The following is a 21,380-nucleotide window of genomic DNA, read 5'->3' on the forward strand; positions in this document are numbered from 1 at the left end:
TCTCTCCTTTAGAATTCGATGTCGTCGCCGGGCAGGATGTCGCCCTCGTCAGATTCGGCGGCCGCCGGTGCCGGCGCTTCTTCAATATCCGCCTGCTCCTCGGCCGCGCGAATGCGCACGTCGATGATCTTTGCGCCGGGAAACTGTGCCAGGATTGCCGCCACGTCCGGGTCGGCCTTGGCGTCCGTCTTGCGCTGTTCGCGCACCTGTTCCTCGGCCTGCGCCAGCGTCGGTGCACCGCGCTCGTTCGACAGCGTCACCCACCAGGTGATCCCCGTCCATTCGCGAAGCTTGGAGGTGAGATCGTTGACGATGGTTTTCGGTGCGTCCGGCTCGAGGCTGATTTCCAGCCGCCCCGGCTCGATCTTGACGAGATGGACGGAGGAACGCAGCCGGGCGCGCAGCACCGGCTCCTTGTTCTTGGCGCAAAGATCGGCGATGTCCTCGAGCGACTTGATCGGGACCTTCGGCTCCGGTTTTTCTTCCGTGCGGCCAACCGGCATCTCGCGCGGGCCCGTGTTCGGCACCGCCTGCAGCATCGCGGTCGGACCACCGGCAGGCATTCGCCCGCCCGTCATCTCCGAACCACGCGCATTGAGCATTGCGGAGGGCTGCGAGCCCATCCGGCCGCCGCCGTTTCCGCTCGGTGACCCACCCTGCGCACCGTTGCCGGCAGACATGTCGAGCAGCCGGCGTGCGGCATCTTCCGGGGAAGGGAGGTGGGCGGCATGTGTGAGCCGGATCAGCACCATCTCGGCCGCACCCGCCGGGCGCGACGAGTTTTCCGCTTCCGGAATGCCCTTGAGCAGCATCTGCCACATGCGTGACAGCGTGCTCACCGCTACATTTTCGGAACATTCGCGTCCGCGCACCCGCTCCACTTCGCTCAGCGATGCGTCGGCGGCAGCCTCGGGAATATATTTGATCCGGGTTACGAGATGCGTGAAGTCGGCAAGGTCCGTCAGCATCACCACCGGGTTGGCGCCGGCCTCGTATTGCGCCTCGAATTCCTGCAGCGCCGCCTTCACGTCGCCGCGCAGGATGTGTTCGAAAAGGTCGACGATGCGGGCCCGGTCGGCAAGCCCCAGCATGCCGCGCACGGTGTTCGCCAGCACCTGGCCGCTGCCATGGGCAATCGCCTGGTCGAGCAGCGACAGGCCGTCGCGGGCCGAACCTTCCGCGGCGCGGGCAATCATTGACAGCGCTTCCGCTTCGGCCGGAATGCCTTCCTTTTCGAGAATAGTGGTGAACAGGCCAACCAGGTCCGAGGCGCTGATGCGGCGCAGGTCGAACCGCTGGCAGCGCGACAGCACGGTGATCGGCACCTTGCGGATCTCGGTCGTCGCGAAGATGAACTTCACATGCTCCGGCGGCTCTTCGAGCGTCTTCAACAGGCCGTTGAAGGCCTGCGTCGAAAGCATGTGCACTTCGTCGATAATATAGACCTTGTAGCGTGCCGACACCGGGCGGTAGCGCACCTGCTCGATGATCTCTCGGATGTCGTCAATCCCGGTATGGGAGGCGGCGTCCATCTCGATCACGTCGACATGCCGGCCTTCCATGATCGGCTGGCAGTGCTCGCCGGGTATGCGGAGGTCGATCGTCGGCTTGTCGATCTCGGCGGTCTTGTAGTTCAGCGCCCGGGCCAGGATGCGCGCCGTCGTCGTCTTGCCCACCCCGCGAACGCCGGTCAACATATAGGCCTGGGCAATGCGGCCGGTTTCGAACGCGTTGGTCAGCGTGCGAACCATCGGCTCCTGCCCGACCATCAGGTCGGAGAAATCCTTCGGGCGGTATTTGCGGGCGAGAACCCGATAACCGCTGCCTGCCGTGGCGAGGATGTTGGAATAGGTCGGCCCGTTATCGCTCATTCGTCCTGCCAGCCTGCACGGGCCATTCCTGAGCGCGGTCTTGACCGGGCCGGAAGCTGACCAAGATGGAAGAAGGTGGGAGGCTGGCACGGCGACCCGTGCCTGGCTCGTTAGGGCTGCTTCCTTCCGGACCTGACCCGGTTGGCGAGTGGCTCGTCCACCACCAACCTCCCACTGCTCATATCGTCAATAACGCTTCCAAATGCAAGCCAAGCCTGTAAAAAACTGGAAGGGAAACATGGGAAGATGGAGGACAAGGGTGGACGCTTTTCAACTCGACGCGCGAATCGGGCGCGATTCCACGCTGATCAAGCGGCTCGGCCTGTGCCAGTTGCGCCTCCAGGACGACAGCCGATGGCCCTGGCTCGTCATGGTGCCGGAGCGCGCCGGGATGAGCGAGATTTTCGAACTGTCGAGTGAAGACCGGGCGCTGCTCAATGCCGAAGTGGCCAAGGTTGGCGCGGCGCTGAAGCAGGTCACTGGCGCCACCAAGATCAATATCGCGGCGATCGGAAACATCGTCCGCCAGCTCCACGTTCATGTTATTGCCAGGTTCGAGGGTGACCCCAACTGGCCGGGACCGGTCTGGGGCTTTGGACAGGCCGTGCCTTATGCCGATGCCGCGGAGAAGACGATGTTTAACGACAAACTGATCGAAGCCCTTTCATGACCTCATCCATGTTCGACAGCCAGGCACCGCATTCTGAACCGAGCGAGCTTACGGCCTTTTCCGGCAATAAGCTCGACCGGCAGGCCGAATACCGCACCGATGATTGCGTCGAAAAGGCGCTTGCGGTGGAGGGCGCGCATATCTTTGCCTTCACCGGCAGCCGGGTCATCCTCAAGCACGACGGCCAGATCCTCGATCCTCTGTTTGCAGCTTATGAGCTTGCGGGACTGCAGCCGGATTTCGATAATGCAATCCTGCTCGGTTACCGCGAAACGGGCGAACCGCGCATCGCCGTGCCGGTGCTTATTCCAGCAGACGACCTCGCCAGCCAATACAAGCCGACCGAGCCGCGCGCTCTGTTCCGCGACCGGCTGATGGAAGGCGAGTTGCAGGGGGAGGTGGCGCAGGCCGTGTCGCTCCTCAACTGGAACGCCGCCAACAGGTTCTGCGGCAAATGTGGCTCGCCGACGCTGACCCAGCTTGGCGGCTACAAGCGCACCTGCACACAGTGCCAGCACCTGATGTTCCCGCGCACAGATCCGGTGGTCATCATGCTGACGGTGGATGTCGACAACGACCGCTGCCTGCTTGGCCGCAGCCATCATTTTCAGGAAGGCATGTATTCTTGCCTTGCAGGCTTCGTGGAGCCTGGCGAAACGATCGAGAACGCCGTGCGCCGCGAAACGGTGGAAGAATCAGGCATCGTCGTCGGCCGCGTCCGCTACCATGCTTCGCAGCCCTGGCCGATGCCGCATTCTCTGATGATCGGCTGTTACGGCGAAGCTCAGTCGACGGAGATCAAGATCGACAGCCAGGAAATGCAGGACGTGCGCTGGTTTTCCCGCGCTGAAGCCGCCGCCATGCTGAAGGCCGGACCTGACACGCCGCCCTTTGCCCCGGTCGAAGGCGCGATCGCCCACCGCCTCCTGCGCGACTGGGTGGAATGGCCCTTGTGATGGGCGGGTGACCGCCCCATCGTCCCGATGCCGTCGCGACCAGCGCCCGGCCGTTCAACAGAAAACCAGGATCACCAAGGGACCACTCGGTCTGCTTGCCAGCGCTTACCGTTTCTGCAGCGTGCCGCGCATCGGGTGGCCCTTGTAGGAGCCAAGAATGCGAACCTTTTCGGAGAAGAACCGCAGTTCTTCCAGCGCCCGGCGTACCGGCGCATCGTCTGGGTGGCCTTCGATGTCGGCATAAAATTGCGTCGCCACGAACTTGCCGCCGAGCTGGTAGCTTTCGAGCTTCGTCATGTTGATGCCGTTGGTCGCAAAACCGCCCATCGCCTTGTACAGTGCGGCGGGAATATTGCGGACATTGAACACGAAGGTGGTGACGATCAGGTCTTCCGGGTCATTGCGCTGCACCCATTTTTCGTCGCGCGACAGCACCACGAAGCGGGTGACGTTGTTTTCGGTGTCCTCGACGTTTTCGGCCAGAATCTCGAGGCCATAAAGTTCCGAGGCAAGCCGTGGCGCCAATGCCGCCATCGTCCGGTCGCCCTTTTCCGCAACCATCTTGGCAGCGCCGGCTGTGTCGCCCGCCACGACACCCTTCCAGCCGTTCGAGCGGATGATCTTGCGGCACTGGCCAAGCGCATGGATATGGCTGTGGACGGTGCGGATCTCCTCATGCGCGACACCCGGGAGCACCATCAGCTGGAAACGGATCGGCATGAAATATTCGCCGACGATATGCAGCCGCGATTCCGGCAAAAGATAATGGATGTCGGCGACGCGGCCGGCGATCGTGTTCTCGATCGGGATCATCGCCAGATCGGCCTCACCGCTGTCGAGCGCCTGAAAGGCATCTTCAAAGGTCGGGCAGGGCAGCGGCTCCATGGTCGGAAACATGTCGCGGCACGCCATGTCGGAGTTGGCGCCGAAGTCGCCTTGGAAGGCGATGCGATTGGTGATGGCATTCATGGCTATGTCCGGAGTTCGCTACGAGGCGCGGGACGACAGGATGACGCGCGCCTTCTCAAGGTCGGCCGGAGTATCGACACCGAGCGGCACCGAGTCAACGATCTCAACGTCGATGCGCATGCTGGCCTCAAGCGCCCGAAGCTGTTCAAGCGATTCGCGCTTTTCGAGCGCAGACGGCCCAAGCGACACGAATTTTTCAAGCGCGGCGCGGCGATAGGCATAAAGACCGATATGGTGGTAGAGCGGCCCGTTGCCGTGGGGTGCAGTGGCGCGGGTGAAATACAGCGCCTTGAGCCGCGTCGGCGAAAGCGGCGAACCGACGACCTTCACGACATTCGGATTGGTCTTTTCGTGTTCGTCGGTGATCTCGACGGTCAGCGTTGCGATATCGGTCGCCGGATCGTCCTGCAGCGGCCGAAGCGAAGCGCGCACCGCTTCCGGTTCGATCGTCGGCAGGTCGCCCTGCACGTTGACGATATACTCCATCTTCGCCTCGGGATCGGCCTTCTGGACCGCCTCGAAGATCCGGTCGGACCCGGACTGATGGTCGGCCCGCGTCATCACGACATCGAAGCCCGCCGCAGACACCGCGTCGAACACGTCCTGATGGTCGACAGCCACGATGATTCGGCCGATCTGCGCTTCCTCTGCACGCTTGGCCACCTGCACGATCATCGGCAGGCCCGCAATGTCGGCAAGCGGCTTGCCGGGCAGTCTCGTGGAGGCCATACGGGCCGGGATAAGCACCAGCGTCCGGTCAAAAGCCGTATTCTTCATGGAGGCCCCTCTTCGCAGGTCCCGACAGTGTCAAAAAGTCTCACGGACGGAGCGATAATCGTGTTGCAACAGGCATGCAAAAGACATAGGTTCCGCGCAATTTCAAGATGGTCCGCCTGCGCGTCAAAGCGTGTGGCGCGGTTGCTAAGGAGCGGTTGCGGATGAATTCCTATACAAACATGGCGGCAGGCGCCCTGCTTGCAACGGTCTTCGTCATGATGTCGGTGTCCATTGCCTCGGAGGGCATTTTCCATTCGGAAGTTCCGGAAAAGCCTGGCTTTGCCATTGTTGCAGAGGAAGAACCCGCGGGCGGTGAAGCCGCTCCGGCTGCGGAAGCCGTTCCGGTTGCCCAGCTTCTTGCCAATGCCGATGCTGCCGCAGGCGCCAACGTCTTCAAGAAGTGTCAGAGCTGCCACTCCATCGAGAAGGGCGGCCCGAACAAGGTTGGTCCGGATCTCTGGAGCGTTGTAGACCGTCCGGTCGCCTCGCATGAAGGTTTCGCCTATTCTGCTGCCATGAAGGATTTCTCCAAGGGCGGCGAGGAAAAGTGGACCTTCGATCACCTGAACAAGTTCCTCACCGCGCCGAAGGCCTACATCAAGGGCACGGCCATGGGCTTCGCAGGCCTCAAGAACGACACCGAGCGCGCCAACCTGATCGCTTACCTTCGCGAACAGGCCGACAGCCCGGTTCCGCTTCCGGATCCGAATGCCGAAGCTCCGGCACCGGCGACCAACTGATCGCCAGAACATTCCAGATGAAAAGCCCGGCATTGTCCGGGCTTTTTTCATGCGCTGAGGTGGAAGGGGCTAGCTCAGCAACCAGGCCCAGAAGCTCACTGTCACGACACCGATCGCCGTGGTGATGCCGATCACCGAAGCAGCCGTGCTGTGGCCCGAGCGGAAGCGCTGCGCGATCAGCCAGGCATTGATGCCGGTTGGAACCGAGGAGGTGAGGACAAGTGCGGCCGACCAGTCCTGCGGCAGGCCCATCACCTTGCTGACGACAAACACGACGGCCGGAAGCAGCACGAGCTTCAGCACCGAGCTTGCACCGGAAAGGCCAAGGTCGCCGCGGATCTGGTAGCGCGTCAGCGCCATGCCGATTGAGATGAGGGCGACCGGGCTTGCAGCACTCGCCAGCTGGGTAACAACGATGCTGATCGCCGGGTTCAGCGAAATCTGCGCGAAGTTGAAGGCAAGGCCGGCAATCATCGCCATGATCAGCGGGTTTTGCGCGAGGTTCACAACCACCTGCTTGACGATCGCGCCGACGCTGCGTTTCGCCCCTCCATCGACCTTTGCCGCCGCACCTTCCATGAGGATCGTGCCGGCAATCATCATAAGCGGCAAGTGGATGGCGAGCAGGATCGAAATCGCCACCAGCCCATCCTTGCCGACCACATGGTCTACCAACGGCAGGCCGATGAACACGTTGTTTGCAAAGGAGGCCGACATGCCGGTGATGACGCCAACCTTGGCATCCCGCTTGAAGAGCCGCGTCGCCATCAGGTGCCCGACCGTCCAGGTAAATGCGACGCCGGCGAAATAGGCGATCCAGAGCTTGAATGGCGAAACGCCCTCGAAATGCGCATCGGCCAACGTTCGGAAGATCAGCATCGGCACGGCGATCTTGAAGACGAACTCACTCAGCGCGTCGCCCGTTCCCTCCCGCAGCACCCCGGATTTGGAGGTCAGCCACCCGATCAGAATCAGGATGAAGACGGGAACGACATTCACGAAGACGGTAGACAAGGGCGCGCTTTCACTGGCGGTGTTTCCATGCGCTTAACGCATGCCGTCCCAGCCGACAAATGCATTTGCTGCAATGGGGGTGACGCGGTGCTCAGCCGCCATGTCGCGAAAGGCCTGGCAACGCGCTGTTTCTCCCGATCTACCGCAGGAGTAATTTTTTCTTCCACTGCACGGAAAAGGGGTTTACCCGTTCCTTCGACTTGAAACTCGAAGAGACGGATCACAACCGGATGTCCAAATTTGACGTGCTCACCATCGGCAATGCCATCGTCGATATTCTCGCCCGCTGCGACGACAGCTTCTTGAGCGAGAACGCCATCACCAAGGGCGCGATGAACCTGATCGATGCCGAGCGCGCCGAACTTCTCTACTCGAAAATGGGTCCGGCGATCGAAGCCTCTGGTGGTTCGGCCGGCAATACCGCAGCGGGCCTCGCGAGCCTTGGCGGCAAGGCTGCCTATTTCGGCAAGGTCGCAGAAGACCAGCTTGGAGAGATCTTCCAGCACGATATCCGCGCCCAGGGCGTGTATTACGAGACCAAGCCGCAAGGCGACAACCCGCCCACCGCGCGCTCGATGATCTTCGTGACACCCGATGGCGAGCGCTCTATGAACACATATCTCGGCGCCTGCGTCGATCTGGGGCCGGAGCACGTCGAGGACGACGTGGTGGCCAATGCCAAGGTTACCTATTTTGAAGGTTACCTTTGGGATCCGCCGCGCGCCAAGGAAGCCATCCGCGAAGCTGCCCGCATTGCCCATGCCCATGGCCGCGAAGTCTCGATGACTTTGTCGGACGCCTTCTGCGTCGGGCGTTACCGCGCCGAATTCCTGGACCTGATGCGCTCCGGCACAGTCGACATCGTGTTTGCCAACAAACAGGAAGCGCTTTCGCTTTACGAAACGGATGATTTCGAACTGGCGCTGAAGAAGATCGCCCAGGACTGCAAGTTGGCCGCGGTAACGATGAGCGAAGAAGGTGCCGTCATCCTGCGGGGCGACGAGCGCTTGCAGGTTTCTGCCTATCCGATCGAGGAACTTGTCGACACCACCGGCGCCGGCGACCTTTTTGCGGCCGGCTTTCTGTATGGCTATACACAGGGCCGTTCGCTGGAAGATTGCGGCAAGCTCGGTTGCCTCGCAGCCGCCATCGTTATCCAGCAGATCGGCCCGCGGCCGCAGATTTCGCTGAAGGATGCCGCAAAGGAAAAAGGTCTCATTTGAGGCCTCCATCCAAAGGACTTACTTGAACGCCTCGCCGGGATAGGCGCCCCAGATCTCGGCCTGGGAAACCCAGCCCTTGGTGCCGTTCGCTTGCGCGCGGCACCAGTCACCATTGCATTCGTCGAGTTGAACGACCACGCCGGGCTGCAGCTTGGCGACCACCGCGGCGGTGCTTTGCGGGTCGCGCCGCAGGTTGACATAGATGTCCGTTCCCTTGCTGCGCATCCAGGGCGCTGCAACGGCCGTCCGCTCGCCGGAAAGAAGCGCCTGGTTGACCCAGCCTTCGGTGCCGTCGGCATCGCGCACGCGGCGCCAGTTTTCGTATTCTTGGATGATTTCCATCGGCGTGCCGGACTTCATATACATCCAGGCAACCGGGTAATCGGTGCTCGGGCCGATGCGGATGTTCACCTTGCGGGACTTCAGGCTGACAAATCGGGGCAGCGGCAGACCGCTCGCACCCTTGGCACCCTGTGCGAAAACGGGCGCGGCCGGGAGGGCGACGGTGAGACCGAAGGTGAGGGCAAGAAGGCAACGGAGAATGAGTTGGCGCATGATGATCAGGTCCGGCTTGTCCATCTGGGCTTTCCGAAACCCGCGAGGTTTTGTTTGTCTTCGCCGACGGGTCTGGTAGAAAACGCCCTGGATCGTCGAACTATCGCGCGACTTGGTTAAGGACCTCCTAAAAGGCGTCAGATAACAGAGCTCATGACTGCGAAGAAAAAACCCAAGGTCTACATTACCCGTAAGCTGCCGGATGCGGTCGAAACCCGCATGCGCGAACTGTTTGAGGCTGAGCTCAACATCGACGACACGCCCCGCTCGCGTGATGAACTGCTGGCCGCGGTGAAGACCGCCGACGTGCTGGTGCCGACGGTGACCGACCGTATCGACGAGTCGCTGATCGATGAAGCCGGGCCGCAGCTGAAGCTGATCGCAAGCTTCTCCAACGGGTTTGACCATATCGACATCGAGGCGGCGGCGCGAAAGGGCATCACCGTCACCAACACCGCCAACGTGCTGACCGAAGACACGGCCGACATGACGCTCGCGCTGATTCTGGCGGTCAACCGTCGGCTCGCCGAAGGATCGCGGATCCTGACCGACAAGCCGGGCGAGTGGGACGGCTGGAGCCCGACCTGGATGCTCGGTCGGCGGATCTGGGGCAAGCGCATCGGCATCGTCGGCATGGGCCGTATCGGCACCGCTGTCGCGCGACGCGCCAAGGCCTTCGGGCTTTCGATCCACTACCACAACCGCAAGCGCGTAAGCCCGCAGACGGAGGAAGAGCTGGAAGCGACCTACTGGGACAGCCTCGACCAGATGCTGGCCCGCGTCGACATCGTTTCGGTCAATTGCCCCTCAACGCCGGCGACCTTCCATCTCCTGTCAGCCCGCCGGCTGGCGCTGATGCAGCCGACCTCTATCATCGTCAACACGGCCCGTGGCGACATCATCGATGAAGCAGCGATGATCCAACTGTTGCGCGACCACAAGATCGCCGGCGCCGGTCTTGACGTCTACCAGAACGAGCCGGCGGTCAATCCGAAGCTTGTCAAGCTTGCCAAGGAAGGCCGGGTGGTGCTGCTGCCGCATATGGGCTCGGCCACGATCGAAGGCCGCATCGACATGGGCGACAAGGTGATCATCAACATCCGCACCTTCTTCGACGGCCACCGGCCGCCAAACCGCGTCCTGCCGGGCCGTAACTGAGGTCAGGCGAGCGGTTTCTGCATCTCGATCGTCGTGGTGCGGGTAAAGCCTGGATGGCTCGTTTCCGCCGTCTTGACGAAGCCCCAGCGTGTGAAGGTTGCGTGGTTGCCGGTGAGCTCGATGCGGGTTTCGAGACGCAGCCGGGGGAGGCTCTTTTCGCGCGCCACCTCTTCAGCGACGGCAAGCAGTTTTGCACCGATCCCCTTGCCCTGGTGCGACGGGGAGACTGCAAACTTGCCGACGTAAAGCGATTCCGGCTCCGGTCTGCAGAAGATGCAGCCGACCAGCCGCTCACCCTCCACGGCAATGAAGGCGATCTCGTCCCGGGCCTTGTAGGCGAGGGCCGCCAGCGTCAGGCGGGTCGCCGAAGACGGCGGGTCGATGACGCCCTCCATATAGGCAAAGGAGGACAGGATGAGCGCCAGCAACTCGTTCCAGCGGCTGAAGCTTTCATCAATCCGGACGATGTCGATCATTCTGCCGCGGCCCTGGCATTGCGTTTGTATTTGATGGTGTCGAAGCGGGCGGACAGAGAGTCATAGAGTAGCAGTCGGCCAAGCAGCGGCTCCCCGATGCCGGTGACGAGCTTGATTGCTTCCATCGCCATCAACGTGCCGATGACGCCCGTCAGCGCGCCGACAATGCCGGTCTCTGCACAGGACGGGATGAGCCCTTCCGGTGGCTTTTCGGGAAAAAGGTCGCGATAGGCCGGATAAAGGTCACCGGTCGCATTGGTTTCATATGGCTTCAGCACGGTGAGCGAGCCGTCGAAGCGGCCGACGGCACCCGTCACCAGCGGGATACGCGCCGCTTCCGCCGCATCGGCAGCACTGTATCGGGTGTCGAAATTGTCTGAGCCATCGATGAGCAGGTGGAAACGCTTCAGGTGCTGGGCCGCCCAGTCGAGCGAGAAGCGCTCCTCGAAGTCGATCACCCGGACATGCGGATTGAGCCGGACGATTGCCTCGCGCGCGCTCCTCGTCTTCATCTCACCCAGGGTTCCCGTATCGTGGATGACCTGACGCTGCAGGTTAGAGAGCGATACCCGGTCGTCATCGATGATGCCGAGCGTGCCGATGCCGGCGGCCGCAAGATATTCGAGAATGGGTGCGCCAAGCCCGCCGGCGCCGATCACCAGCACGCGGGCGTTCTTCATCTTTTGCTGGCCGGTGCCGCCGATCTCCGGCAGCAGGATGTGGCGGCGATAACGCTCGATCTCCTGCTGGTCGAGCGGTGCGGCTGTCTCATGTTCCATGGGGGGAGCATAACACCACGCCCATGGCCGCGTAAGGCGGAAATCAGGCAGAAGGCTCGGCGGTTATGCCGCCATGCGCGACGGTGAAGAACTGTGCGCGGTCGGCAAGGGCGGAAAACATGTGCCGATCGGTGCCGGTCATGAAGGCCTGGCCGCCAAGCCCATGCACGAGGTCGAAGAGCGCGGCGCGTCGTCCTTCGTCGAGATGGGCGGCGATCTCGTCCAGAAGCAGGATTGGCGCATAACCGGTCATGTCGGCCGTCAGGCGCGCATGTGCGAGCACAAGCCCGATCAGCAGGGCCTTCTGCTCGCCGGTCGAGCAGCGCGCTGCGTCCATGTCCTTCTCGCGGTGGCGCACGAGAAGGTCGGAGCGGTGTGGCCCATCGAGCGTGCGTCCGGCGCTGGCATCGCGGCCGCGGCTGGTGCGCAACATCTCCAGGTATTCCTCCTCGAGATCGGCCGCCGGGCGATCCATGGCGCCATCGAGGAAGCCTTCCAGCGCCAGGACAGGGGTGGGGAAGGGGGTGTCGCCGCTGCCGGCCGAAAGCCGGCGCAGCAGACCCAGCATCTCATGCCGTGCGGCCGCCATGGCGATACCAAGGCCCGCCATCTGCGCCTCGATCGCCGAAAGCCAGGCGGGGTCGAACCGGCCTTCCGAGAGCAGGCGATTGCGGCTGCGCATGGCGCGCTCAAAATCGCCGGCGCGGCGACCATGGCCGTGGTCGAGCGAAAGGACGAGCCGGTCGAGGAAACGACGGCGATCGGCGGAGGGGCCGGTGAAGAGCCCGTCCATCGCCGGCGTCAGCCACAATACGCTCAGATGATCGGAGATCTCTTCGGTGGATTTGGCTGGCGTGCCGTTGATGCGCAGCTTGCGCGATACCGTCTCGCTCTCGTTCGGTTCGATGCCTGTACCGACCGCAACTTCCCCTTCCATGCCGTCGAGATCGGCAAAGATGGTGAAACCGCCCGGCGCGCCTACCCGCGTGACATCGGCCAGCACAGCACGGCGAAGGCCCCGTCCCGGCGACAGGAAGGAGACCGCTTCAAGAAGGTTGGTCTTGCCGGCACCATTTTCCCCGGTCAGCACCACATGCCGCCCGTCGAGCGCCAGCGCGGCGTGCGCATAGTTGCGAAAGTCGGTGAGCTTCAGCCGGGAAAGGGAGGTCTTCTGCGCCATCAGGTATCTTGGGTTCGTTGCAGCAGGAGCTAAGGGCTCCAGGCCCGGATGGCAAGCGCGCATCGGTTTTCGGGGTGAATATTGCACTCAAGGACCGGAGGACGACGGGGTTGATTCTGAGGCGCGGCTACGAAGCCAGCGTCAAAAAGATCAATGCCAATTTGTCGTTAGTGAGAAAATAGGGGTGGTGACTAACAGCACGTTAAAGGCCGATTGCTAGATGTGTCACATCACCCACCATGCATCTCATCGCAGACCGCCATGTGGAAATAATCTGACAAGGGGGTAGCCTTGAGCGACCAGAACCGTATGAACGACCTCGACGACCGTCTTGAATTTGCAGGCATCGGTCCGGAGCAGCGGCGTCAGCTCGCCGCGATCCAGCCGATCGTCAAGCAGGCGGCCGACAGCGCGCTCGACGTCTTCTACCGCAAGGTCAAGGCGCATCCGCATACGAGCAAGTTCTTCTCGAGCGACGCTCATATCGCGCATGCCAAGAGCAAGCAGGCCCAGCACTGGGAAAAGATCAGCTCCGGCAAGTATGAAGCCAATTATGTCGAAGGCGTCACCGCTATCGGCAAGGTGCACGCCCGCCTCGGGATCGAACCGCGTTGGTATATCGGCGGCTATTCCGTCGTGCTCGACGGGCTCATCCGCGCCGTCATCGCCAACGAGATGAAAGGCTTCTTTCATGAGAAGAAGGGCAAGGTGCTGTCCGAGCAGGTGACGGCCATCGTCAAGGCGGCGCTGGTCGACGTCGATTACAGCATCTCGGTTTATCTCGATGCGCTGAATGAGGAACGCCAGCGCGTGGAAGCCGAACGTCATCGGGTGCAGTCGGAGCAGGCAACGGCAGTTGCCGCGATCGATGCAGCGCTCCGCAGCCTCGCGGACGGCGATCTCACGGCCGAACTCTGGGCGCAGCTTGCGCCGGAATTCACCAAGCTGAAGGAAAACTACAACTCCTCGCTCGCCGAGCTCGACGCTGCGATGCGCGAAATCAACGCGTCCGTAGAGCAGGTGCGCGCCGAAGCCGGCGGCATATCGTCTGCCACAAACAACATGGCCAAGCGCACCGAACAGCAGGCGTCGGCACTTGAGCAGACCGCCGCCGCGCTCGAGCAGATCACCACCATCTCGACCCAGTCCGCCCAGCGAACCCGCGAGGTCCAGACGATCGTGCGCGAATCCGCGTCCGACACCGTTCGCTCCGGCGAAGTCGTCCAGCAGGCCGTTGCCGCCATGGGCGAGATCGAGCAGTCTTCGCAGAAGATGAACCAGATCATCGGCGTCATCGACGAGATCGCCTTCCAGACCAACTTGCTCGCACTGAACGCCGGTGTTGAAGCTGCGCGCGCCGGCGACCAGGGCAAGGGCTTTGCGGTCGTTGCCCAGGAAGTTCGCGAACTGGCGCAGCGCTCGGCTGCGGCGGCCAAGGAGATCAAGGAACTCATCGACCGTTCGTCGGCCGACGTCGTACGCGGCGTCGATCTCGTCAACCGCACCGGCGAGGCACTTGTCGGCATCGGCCAGCGGGTGAAGTCGATCGACGAGCACATCAGCTCGATTGCCCGTTCGGCGCAGGAGCAGGCCTCCGGCATCGGCGAGATCAATGCGGCTGTCCGTGAGATGGACCAGATCACCCAGCAGAACGCCGCGCTGATGGAAGAAACCAATGCCTCGACCGAAAGCCTCGTCGGCATCAGCCGCCGCCTGGCGTCGCTGCTTGGCCGCTTCAAGACGCGGTCGACGGTCCGGGCCGTGCGCGAAGAACGCCCGCGGCTCATCGCCTGAGCTTGACGCATGGACCTTGCGCTTGCCACTGATTAAGAAGCGGCAGTGCAAGGAGGTTCAACGGTCATGACTGACGAAGACAGACTGATACGGCTCGAGGAACTGGCCGCCCACCAGGCCAAGGTGATCGAGGAACTGTCCGACCAGCTTGCCGAACAATGGAAGGTGGTCGAGCAGATGCGGGCAAAACTCGATCGGCTGACGGAGCGGTTCCTCACGCTCGAAGAAGCATCGCTCGATGCGCCGCCGATTACCCGGCCACCGCACTACTGAGCCACCCACAAACGAGAAACGCCGGCCACGAGGGCCGGCGTTTTTTGTTTGTAGGTGGCTCTGTCGGCAGCCTAGCTGTCGAAGAATTCCTTCATCCGGGCAAAGAAGCCCGTTGATTCCGGATTGTTTTCCTTGGACGAGATTTCCTCGAACTCCTGAAGCAGTTCGCGCTGCCGCTTGGTGAGCTTCTGCGGCGTCTCGATCTGGATCTGGATATAGAGGTCACCCGTCTGCGACGAACGCAGCACCGGCATGCCCTTGCCCTTCAGGCGGAACTGCTTGCCGGGCTGGGTCCCTTCCGGCACCGTCACGCGTGACTTGGTGCCGTCGAGCGTCGCCACGTCGAAGGTACCGCCCAGGGCGGCCGTCGTCATGGAGATCGGCACGGCGCAATAAAGGTCGGCTCCGTCGCGCTGAAAGAACTGGTGCGGTTTTACCGACAGGAAGATGTAGAGGTCCCCTGCAGGTCCGCCGCGAGTGCCGGCTTCGCCTTCGCCCTGCAGGCGAATGCGGGTGCCGTCCTCAATGCCGGCCGGGATGTTGACCGACAGCGAACGCTCTTCCGTCACGCGGCCCTGGCCATGGCACTTGGTGCAGGGATCGGTGATCGTCTGGCCGCGACCATGGCAGGTCGGACAGGTGCGTTCCACCGAGAAGAAACCTTGCGAAGCGCGTACGCGACCGGAGCCCTGGCAGGTGCCGCACGTCTTGGGCTGCGTGCCGGGCTTGGCGCCCGAACCGGAACAGACGTCACAGGTGATCGAGGTCGGAACCCGGATCTGCGCCGTCTTGCCGGTAAAGGCTTCTTCCAGCGTAATTTCCATGTTGTAGCGAAGGTCGGCGCCGCGTTCGCGTCCACCGGTAGACCGGCGTGCACGTCCGCCACCCATCATTTCGCCAAAGATGTCTTCGAAGATGTCGGAGAAGCCGCCAGCGCCGGCCGAGAAGCCGCCGCCACCACCCATGCCGCCATGCTCGAATGCGGCGTGGCCGAAGCGGTCATAGGCTGCACGCTTCTGGGGATCCTTCAAGGTCTCGTAGGCCTCGTTGATCTCCTTGAACTTCTTTTCGGCTTCCGCATCACCCGGGTTCTTGTCCGGATGATACTTCATGGCCAGCTTACGGAAGGCGCTTTTCAGCTCCTTCTCGTCAGCGGATCTGCCGACACCCAGCGTTTCGTAAAAATCTGCTTTTGCCATCAGGTAACCGGCTCCGGAAAGGATTCCGGCTGCACGATGGCAGCCGGATTACTTAAGTCAACTATGGTTCAGAACTAAAGCCATCAGACAGCCGGCGATCAGGCAGACTTCTTGTCGTCCTTGACTTCTTCGTAGTCGGCGTCGACGACATCATCGTCCTTGCCGCCTTCGGCAGAAGCACCGCCTTCAGCCTGCTGGGCTTCGTAGATAGCCTGACCAAGCTTCATGGAGACTTCCATCAGGGTCTGCGTCTTCGCCTGGATGTCGTCGGCATCCGGCTCGGATGCTTCAACGGCAGCCTTCAGCGATGCGATCGCATCCTCGATGGCCTTGCGGTCGGCCTCGGTTACCTTGTCGCCGTACTCGCTCAGAGACTTCTCGGTCGAGTGAACGAGGCTTTCGGCCTGGTTCTTGGCTTCAACGGCAGCACGACGCTTCTTGTCAGCTTCGGCGTTGGCCTCGGCATCCTTGACCATCTTTTCGATCTCGGCATCAGACAGACCGCCAGACGCCTGAATACGGATCTGCTGTTCCTTGCCGGTACCCTTGTCCTTGGCCGAAACCTGCACGATGCCGTTGGCGTCGATGTCGAAGGTGACTTCGATCTGCGGCATGCCGCGCGGTGCCGGCGGAATGCCGACGAGGTCGAACTGGCCAAGCAGCTTGTTGTCGGCTGCCATTTCACGCTCGCCCTGCGACACGCGGATCGTCACGGCCTGCTGGTTGTCCTCGGCAGTCGAGAAGACCTGGGACTTCTTGGTCGGGATCGTCGTGTTGCGGTCGATCAGGCGGGTGAAGACGCCACCGAGCGTTTCGATGCCGAGCGACAGCGGGGTCACGTCGAGAAGCAGGACGTCCTTGACGTCGCCCTGGAGAACACCGCCCTGGATGGCAGCGCCCATGGCAACCACTTCGTCCGGGTTGACGCCCTTGTGCGGCTCCTTGCCGAACAACTGCTTGACGACTTCCTGGACCTTCGGCATGCGGCTCATGCCGCCGACAAGAACCACTTCATCGATTTCAGCTGCGGTGACGCCGGCATCCTTGAGCGCTGCCTTGCACGGAGCAACGGTGCGCTGGACCAGATCGTCAACCAGGCTTTCGAACTTGGCGCGGGTCAGCTTCAGCGTCAGGTGCTTCGGACCGGAAGCGTCAGCCGTGATGAACGGCAGGTTGATTTCGGTCTGCTGCGAGGACGACAGTTCGATCTTGGCCTTTTCCGCAGCTTCCTTGAGGCGCTGCAGGGCGAGCTTGTCGTTCTTCAGGTCGATGCCGTTGTCCTTCTTGAACTCGGATGCGAGGTATTCGACGAGACGCATGTCGAAGTCTTCACCGCCGAGGAAGGTGTCGCCGTTGGTCGACTTCACTTCGAAGACGCCATCGCCGATTTCGAGAACCGAAATATCGAAGGTACCACCACCCAAGTCGTAAACGGCGATCGTCTTGCCGTCCTTCTTGTCGAGACCGTAGGCGAGAGCGGCTGCCGTCGGCTCGTTGATGATGCGCAGCACTTCAAGACCGGCGATGCGGCCGGCATCCTTGGTTGCCTGGCGCTGCGCGTCGTTGAAGTAAGCCGGAACGGTGATGACGGCCTTCTCGACTTTTTCACCGAGGTAGGACTCGGCGGTTTCCTTCATCTTCTGAAGGATCATCGCGGAAATCTGTGCAGGCGAATAGGGCTTGCCCTGTGCCTTGACCCACGCATCACCGTTGTCGCCCTTGGCGATCTCGAACGGAACAAGACCCTTGTCCTTTTCAACGGTCGGATCTTCGTAGCGACGGCCAATCAGGCGCTTGACAGCAAACAGCGTGTTGGTGGGGTTGGTAACAGCCTGGCGCTTTGCCGGCTGGCCGACGAGGCGCTCGCCATCATCGGTAAATGCGACCATGGAAGGCGTGGTACGTGCGCCTTCAGCGTTCTCGATCACCTTGGCATCCTTGCCGTCCATGATAGCGACGCAGGAGTTCGTGGTGCCGAGGTCGATGCCAATTACTTTAGCCATTTCTTCTCTCTCCTTTAAGCGAACCGCCAGAACCCCTTGAAGGCATTCCTTTGACAGTTCCTCGACTGGGATGGTTTTCGCAGCATCGGCTGCGGTATGCGGCGTATATAAGGATGGGTTTTTGCGACTGCAAGGCGGGAAATCGCTTGCAGTTCAGCAAATAAAGCGACTCGCGCACGGGCTTTGCGGGAAATCTTCTATTCGCCCATCAGGATGTCGAAAAGCGTGGTGCGACGCCCCTCGGGATAGTTGTCGACGACCCCGACTTCGCCCGGCGGAATGGGCCCGCGACGGGCACCTGCAGGCGCCACCGGCACGGGTGCGTCATAGGGTCCGCGATACTCGCGATAGTCCCGGCGGCCACCCACATCGGCGGGCGGCACGACGTCGCCATAGGTGCGGCGATAGTTGGGTTCCGGGCGCGCCTGGTAGCCCGGCTCATCCGGGTAAACGGGAGCCGGGGCAGGGGCGGCACGGTTGCGTGAAACGGGCGGCTCGATTGAGGCGGAACCCTGGACAGGGCGCGGCGGCGCCGGTGGATATCCGTCCGGTGCCGGCTCGTTGCGGCGCGTGCCGCCGCCGGGCAGGATGCCGGACAGGAAATCGCCGATCGATTGTTCGGGCTGCTGTTCGACAGGAGCCGGTGGCGGAAGCTCGAGGCTGCGGCCGGTGCCGAACAGCGGCGTCGGCGAATAGCCCTTCATCGCAACCGTCATGTAGTCCTTCCAGGCCTTGGCAGGCAGGCCGCCGCCGGTCACCTTCTTCATATAGGCGCCGTCGTCGTTGCCGAACCAGATCCCGGTGGTCATGATGCTCGTGTAACCGACAAATAGCGCATCGCGGAAGGACTGAGTGGTGCCGGACTTGCCGGCTGCCTGCCAGCCATCGATCCTGGCGGCCTTGCCGGTGCCTTCGTTGATGACGCGGTTCATCATGCTGTTCATGGTGGCCGCCACCGGCTCGCTCAGCACGCGCGGCGGATTGGTATAGTCAGCCTCGTAAAGGACCTTGCCGTCCATGTCGCTGATGCGTTTGACGATATGCGGTGTCGCCTTGTAGCCGCCGTTCATGAAGGCGGCATAGGATGCGGTGAGCTCGACGAGCGAGACTTCCGACGTGCCGAGCGCGATCGAGGCATTCGGCTGGATCTCGGAATCGATGCCAAGGCGGTGCGCAAGGCTCACGACCTTGTCGGGACCGACCTGGTTGGCAAGTTGCGCCGCCACCGTGTTCAGAGACTGCGCCAACGCCGAGGCGATGGTGACGGGTCCGCGGAACTTCTGGTCGTAGTTTTCCGGCGACCAGTTGCCGATCTTGACCGGCGCGTCGTTCATCACAGTGTCCGGAAGGGCACCAGCCTCGAGCGCTGCGGCATACACGAACGGCTTGAAGGCGGAGCCCGGCTGGCGCTTCGCCTTGGCGGCGCGGTTGAACTGGCTCTGGGCATAATCACGCCCGCCGACGACAGCGCGGATGGCGCCTGTCGCATCGACCGAGACAAGGGCGGCCTGCGAAGCGTTAAGCTTGGCGCCTTCCTTTGTCAGGATGGTGTTGAGCGCCTTCTCGGCAGCTTCTTCCAAGCGAAGATCGATGGTGGTCTCGACCACGACATCGGCCTTGGGCTCGCCGATCAGCGTCTTGACCTCGTCCATCACCATGTCCGCGGCATAATGCTGCGCGCCCGACCAGTAGCTCTTGGCCTTCGCTGGCGGCTGCGACATGGCCGTCTTCAAATCGCTGTCGGTAACGAAACCTTCTTCCCGCATGGCGCCGAGCACCACCTGGGCGCGGGCTTCCGCCGCTTCCGGATCGCGTGCCGGGGACAGGCGCGACGGCGCCTTCAGGAGACCCGCGAGCGTCGCCGCCTCGCCAAGGTTCACGTCGCGCGCCGACTTGTTGAAGTAACGCCGCGAGGCCGCCTCGACGCCATAAGCATTCGAGCCGAAGAAGACCCGGTTCAGGTACATCGCCAGGATCTGCTCCTTGGTGAACTTCGTCTCCAGCCAGAACGACAGCAGCACTTCCTGGATCTTGCGCTCGAAGGTGCGCTCCGGGGAGAGGAAGAGGTTCTTCGCCAGCTGCTGGGTGATGGTGGAGCCGCCCTGGATCGGCTGGCCCGTGAGATTGTTGACGAAGGCGCGCGCCAGGCCGAAGGGGTCGACGCCGAAATGCGAATAGAAACGCCGGTCCTCGATGGCGATGACCGCCTGTGGCAGGTAAGGCGACATCTCTTCGAGCGCCAAGGCCTCGCCGCCGGTGGAGCCGCGGTTGGCAATAACCGAGCCGTCGATGGCGGTGATCTTCATGTTCGGCGGCCGGTCCGGGATCGCCCAGGTGCTGGCAGCCGGCATCTGCGCCCCGTAATAGAGCACAAGCCCGCCGACGCCGATCCCGGCCCAGATGCCCAGCACGAAACACCAATAAATGAGCCGGCGGATCGGACCGAACAGGCCGCCGCTTTTGCGAGCACGCCGCGCCTTCTTGCCGCGAGACCGTGGAGGCGGCTCCTCAGACGCCTGTTTGGGCGCGCGCTTGACCGGACGGCCGTTGCCGACGATGCGCTCGTCGGCATCGATCCGGAAATCGCTGCTATCCCGCGAACCTTCGAACGATGGTTCGACGCGTCTGTCTGATTTGCCTCTTGGCGCCATTAAGCCGGCATGCCCCCGTTCGTCCTTTACCTGCTCGCGAGAAGCAGTTCCGTCTCGATTACTCCGCCCAAGTCATTGGTTGGACTGTAAATGCGGCGATTTAAGGAGGCGTAAAGCAACGCTATATGCACGCCGTGCTTGAAACACTTGACCTCCATCCTCAGATATGAGAACAAACAGAGAACATATGGAGGTGCTGATGAGCAGAGCCGCACAAGTGATCGAGCGTGCCATGGCCGCGGTTGCGGCATCCAAGGCGCTGCGCGAGGCAGAGGCCGAGCGCCGGCGCAAGGTGTTCGAGAGGATCCAGATCGCCAACCAGCGTCGTCCGAGCATCCCGAAGGGGATCCAGCTACCGCTCGACCTGCATTAAGTACCTAGCTCGTACATGAGCATTTGCTTGACAAGCTTCAAGCCGAGGCATTCTCTACCTTAGAAAAAACGGAATCGGGTGGGAGAAACGTTCCGTTTTTCGCAGGTTCTGCCTGGAGGAGGTAGGAAATGATCAAGATCGTGGAGGCGGTCGTCTTCAATGACGGACAGCGCGTGCCTGTCGGACTGGTGAACATCAAGCAGGCTCTGGAAATGCCGGAGCGGGTGAAGTTCGAGTTCAGTCATCCGGCGCATGAGGCAGGCAAGACGGATATATTCATCAGCCGCGAAGATTTGTCGAAGTTGATGTAACGGCTGGCTGGCAGCCGGGACGCGTATTCGTGATTTAGTATTTTCGGCATTACCGGTTATTCTCCCACCCGCAACCGAAGCGAAGGAGAATGACATGAAGACATTTCTCGCAATCGCCGCCGTTCTCGGGTTCACGTCGTCCGCTGCTCTTGCGGATTGCGCCGGCCACGTCACGGCCTCTGCCAAGGTGGACAAGGAAGTCACCACCGCCAGCGTCACCAAGTCCGATGAAAAATCTGCCGAGAAGGTCGTCCTTCTGAAGCGTGATCGCCTGAAGAGCGAAACACGCGTCAGCGACTGAGTATGACCCGCGCCGTCCGCGGCGCGGGCATCCCTGGATGTGACAGCCGAAGTATTTTGGCTGCGCTGCGGCACGACCCTTGGGAAAGGAACCCTTCGCGGCCAAGC

21 protein-coding genes and 1 other RNA gene are annotated in these 21,380 nt (G+C 62.1%); 10 read left to right on the forward strand and 12 right to left on the reverse strand.

Translation table 11 applies throughout. From position 1 onward, the window contains the following. Window positions 1–8 precede the first annotated feature (8 nt). Both M0654_RS18715 and ffs read right to left on the reverse strand, forming a co-directional pair. Window positions 9–1,871: a DNA polymerase III subunit gamma/tau gene (locus M0654_RS18715; protein WP_248684382.1), complete on the reverse strand. Its 1,863-nt coding sequence runs from the start codon at window positions 1,869–1,871 to the stop codon at window positions 9–11. Between the two features lie 75 nt (window positions 1,872–1,946). Then, an RNA gene (gene ffs / locus M0654_RS18720) (signal recognition particle sRNA small type) lies at window positions 1,947–2,043 on the reverse strand. Between the two features lie 87 nt (window positions 2,044–2,130). Here ffs and M0654_RS18725 point away from each other — a divergent pair. Further along, complete coding sequence (locus M0654_RS18725; RefSeq protein ID WP_248684383.1) at window positions 2,131–2,541, forward strand: HIT domain-containing protein; 411 nt, start codon at window positions 2,131–2,133, stop codon at window positions 2,539–2,541. Continuing rightward, window positions 2,538–3,497, forward strand: coding sequence for an NAD(+) diphosphatase (nudC, locus tag M0654_RS18730; RefSeq protein WP_248684384.1), 960 nt, complete (start codon window positions 2,538–2,540; stop codon window positions 3,495–3,497). Before M0654_RS18725 ends, nudC begins: the two co-directional genes overlap by 4 nt. 105 nt (window positions 3,498–3,602) lie before the next feature. Here the strand turns inward: nudC and M0654_RS18735 are convergent, their stop codons facing one another. Both M0654_RS18735 and M0654_RS18740 read right to left on the reverse strand, forming a co-directional pair. Beyond that, entirely contained in the window at window positions 3,603–4,466 is an 864-nt protein-coding gene (locus M0654_RS18735) for a prephenate dehydratase (RefSeq protein WP_118851255.1), read from the reverse strand. Window positions 4,467–4,484: 18 nt separating this feature from the next. Continuing rightward, window positions 4,485–5,243, reverse strand: a complete 759-nt coding sequence (locus M0654_RS18740; protein WP_248684385.1) for a 3-deoxy-manno-octulosonate cytidylyltransferase — start codon at window positions 5,241–5,243, stop codon at window positions 4,485–4,487. Between the two features lie 161 nt (window positions 5,244–5,404). Between M0654_RS18740 and M0654_RS18745 the strand changes: the two genes are divergently transcribed. Then, window positions 5,405–5,983 carry a c-type cytochrome gene (locus M0654_RS18745; RefSeq protein ID WP_118851257.1) on the forward strand — a complete coding sequence of 193 codons (579 nt, stop codon included), beginning with the start codon at window positions 5,405–5,407 and terminating at the stop codon, window positions 5,981–5,983. Window positions 5,984–6,052: 69 nt separating this feature from the next. Here M0654_RS18745 and M0654_RS18750 read toward each other — a convergent pair whose 3' ends face one another. Then, window positions 6,053–6,997 carry an AEC family transporter gene (locus M0654_RS18750; RefSeq protein WP_248684386.1) on the reverse strand — a complete coding sequence of 315 codons (945 nt, stop codon included), beginning with the start codon at window positions 6,995–6,997 and terminating at the stop codon, window positions 6,053–6,055. 230 nt (window positions 6,998–7,227) lie between these two features. Between M0654_RS18750 and M0654_RS18755 the strand changes: the two genes are divergently transcribed. Continuing rightward, window positions 7,228–8,220 (forward strand): adenosine kinase, encoded by a 993-nt coding sequence (locus M0654_RS18755; protein WP_248684387.1) that lies wholly within the window; start codon window positions 7,228–7,230, stop codon window positions 8,218–8,220. An 18-nt stretch (window positions 8,221–8,238) separates the two neighbouring features. Here M0654_RS18755 and M0654_RS18760 read toward each other — a convergent pair whose 3' ends face one another. Next, window positions 8,239–8,775: an SH3 domain-containing protein gene (locus tag M0654_RS18760; RefSeq protein ID WP_248684443.1), complete on the reverse strand. Its 537-nt coding sequence runs from the start codon at window positions 8,773–8,775 to the stop codon at window positions 8,239–8,241. Between the two features lie 153 nt (window positions 8,776–8,928). Here M0654_RS18760 and M0654_RS18765 point away from each other — a divergent pair, with 153 nt between their 5' ends. After that, window positions 8,929–9,933 carry a 2-hydroxyacid dehydrogenase gene (locus M0654_RS18765; RefSeq protein WP_248684388.1) on the forward strand — a complete coding sequence of 335 codons (1,005 nt, stop codon included), beginning with the start codon at window positions 8,929–8,931 and terminating at the stop codon, window positions 9,931–9,933. Between the two features lie 2 nt (window positions 9,934–9,935). Here the strand turns inward: M0654_RS18765 and M0654_RS18770 are convergent, their stop codons facing one another. The 3 genes from M0654_RS18770 to recF are packed head-to-tail and all read right to left on the reverse strand — an operon-like array spanning window position 9,936 to window position 12,368. Beyond that, a complete protein-coding gene (locus tag M0654_RS18770) occupies window positions 9,936–10,409 on the reverse strand; it encodes a GNAT family N-acetyltransferase (RefSeq protein ID WP_248684389.1) in 474 nt (157 codons plus the stop codon). Continuing rightward, complete coding sequence (gene moeB, locus M0654_RS18775; protein WP_248684390.1) at window positions 10,406–11,188, reverse strand: molybdopterin-synthase adenylyltransferase MoeB; 783 nt, start codon at window positions 11,186–11,188, stop codon at window positions 10,406–10,408. The genes M0654_RS18770 and moeB overlap by 4 nt, the downstream gene beginning before the upstream one ends. A 43-nt stretch (window positions 11,189–11,231) precedes the next feature. Next, on the reverse strand, window positions 11,232–12,368 hold the full coding sequence (gene recF, locus M0654_RS18780) for a DNA replication/repair protein RecF (protein ID WP_248684391.1): 1,137 nt from the start codon (window positions 12,366–12,368) through the stop codon (window positions 11,232–11,234). A 309-nt stretch (window positions 12,369–12,677) separates the two neighbouring features. On the opposite strand from recF, the gene M0654_RS18785 reads away from it, so the two are divergent. Together M0654_RS18785 and M0654_RS18790 are read left to right on the forward strand one after the other, a co-directional pair. After that, window positions 12,678–14,162, forward strand: coding sequence for a globin-coupled sensor protein (locus M0654_RS18785; RefSeq protein WP_390920818.1), 1,485 nt, complete (start codon window positions 12,678–12,680; stop codon window positions 14,160–14,162). Between the two features lie 66 nt (window positions 14,163–14,228). Further along, a complete protein-coding gene (locus M0654_RS18790) occupies window positions 14,229–14,435 on the forward strand; it encodes a SlyX family protein (RefSeq protein WP_118851264.1) in 207 nt (68 codons plus the stop codon). Window positions 14,436–14,506: 71 nt separating this feature from the next. Here M0654_RS18790 and dnaJ read toward each other — a convergent pair whose 3' ends face one another. From dnaJ to M0654_RS18805, 3 genes are all read right to left on the reverse strand, one after another. Then, complete coding sequence (gene dnaJ, locus M0654_RS18795; protein ID WP_248684393.1) at window positions 14,507–15,634, reverse strand: molecular chaperone DnaJ; 1,128 nt, start codon at window positions 15,632–15,634, stop codon at window positions 14,507–14,509. A gap of 98 nt (window positions 15,635–15,732) precedes the next feature. Continuing rightward, the gene (dnaK, locus tag M0654_RS18800; RefSeq protein WP_118851266.1) at window positions 15,733–17,637 is read right to left on the reverse strand and encodes a molecular chaperone DnaK; all 1,905 of its coding nucleotides are present in this window, start codon (window positions 17,635–17,637) and stop codon (window positions 15,733–15,735) included. Between the two features lie 197 nt (window positions 17,638–17,834). Then, window positions 17,835–20,288: a transglycosylase domain-containing protein gene (locus tag M0654_RS18805; RefSeq protein ID WP_248684394.1), complete on the reverse strand. Its 2,454-nt coding sequence runs from the start codon at window positions 20,286–20,288 to the stop codon at window positions 17,835–17,837. A 199-nt stretch (window positions 20,289–20,487) separates the two neighbouring features. On the opposite strand from M0654_RS18805, the gene M0654_RS18810 reads away from it, so the two are divergent. From M0654_RS18810 to M0654_RS18820, 3 genes are all read left to right on the forward strand, one after another. Next, a complete protein-coding gene (locus M0654_RS18810; RefSeq protein WP_248684395.1) occupies window positions 20,488–20,661 on the forward strand; it encodes a hypothetical protein in 174 nt (57 codons plus the stop codon). 128 nt (window positions 20,662–20,789) lie between these two features. After that, entirely contained in the window at window positions 20,790–20,972 is a 183-nt protein-coding gene (locus tag M0654_RS18815) for a hypothetical protein (protein ID WP_118851269.1), read from the forward strand. Window positions 20,973–21,066: 94 nt separating this feature from the next. Beyond that, a complete protein-coding gene (locus M0654_RS18820) occupies window positions 21,067–21,273 on the forward strand; it encodes a hypothetical protein (RefSeq protein ID WP_248684396.1) in 207 nt (68 codons plus the stop codon). Window positions 21,274–21,380: the final 107 nt, after the last annotated feature.

This window comes from Neorhizobium turbinariae (genome assembly GCF_023223505.1).
In the GTDB taxonomy this organism is placed as follows: Bacteria; Pseudomonadota; Alphaproteobacteria; order Rhizobiales; family Rhizobiaceae; genus Neorhizobium; species Neorhizobium turbinariae.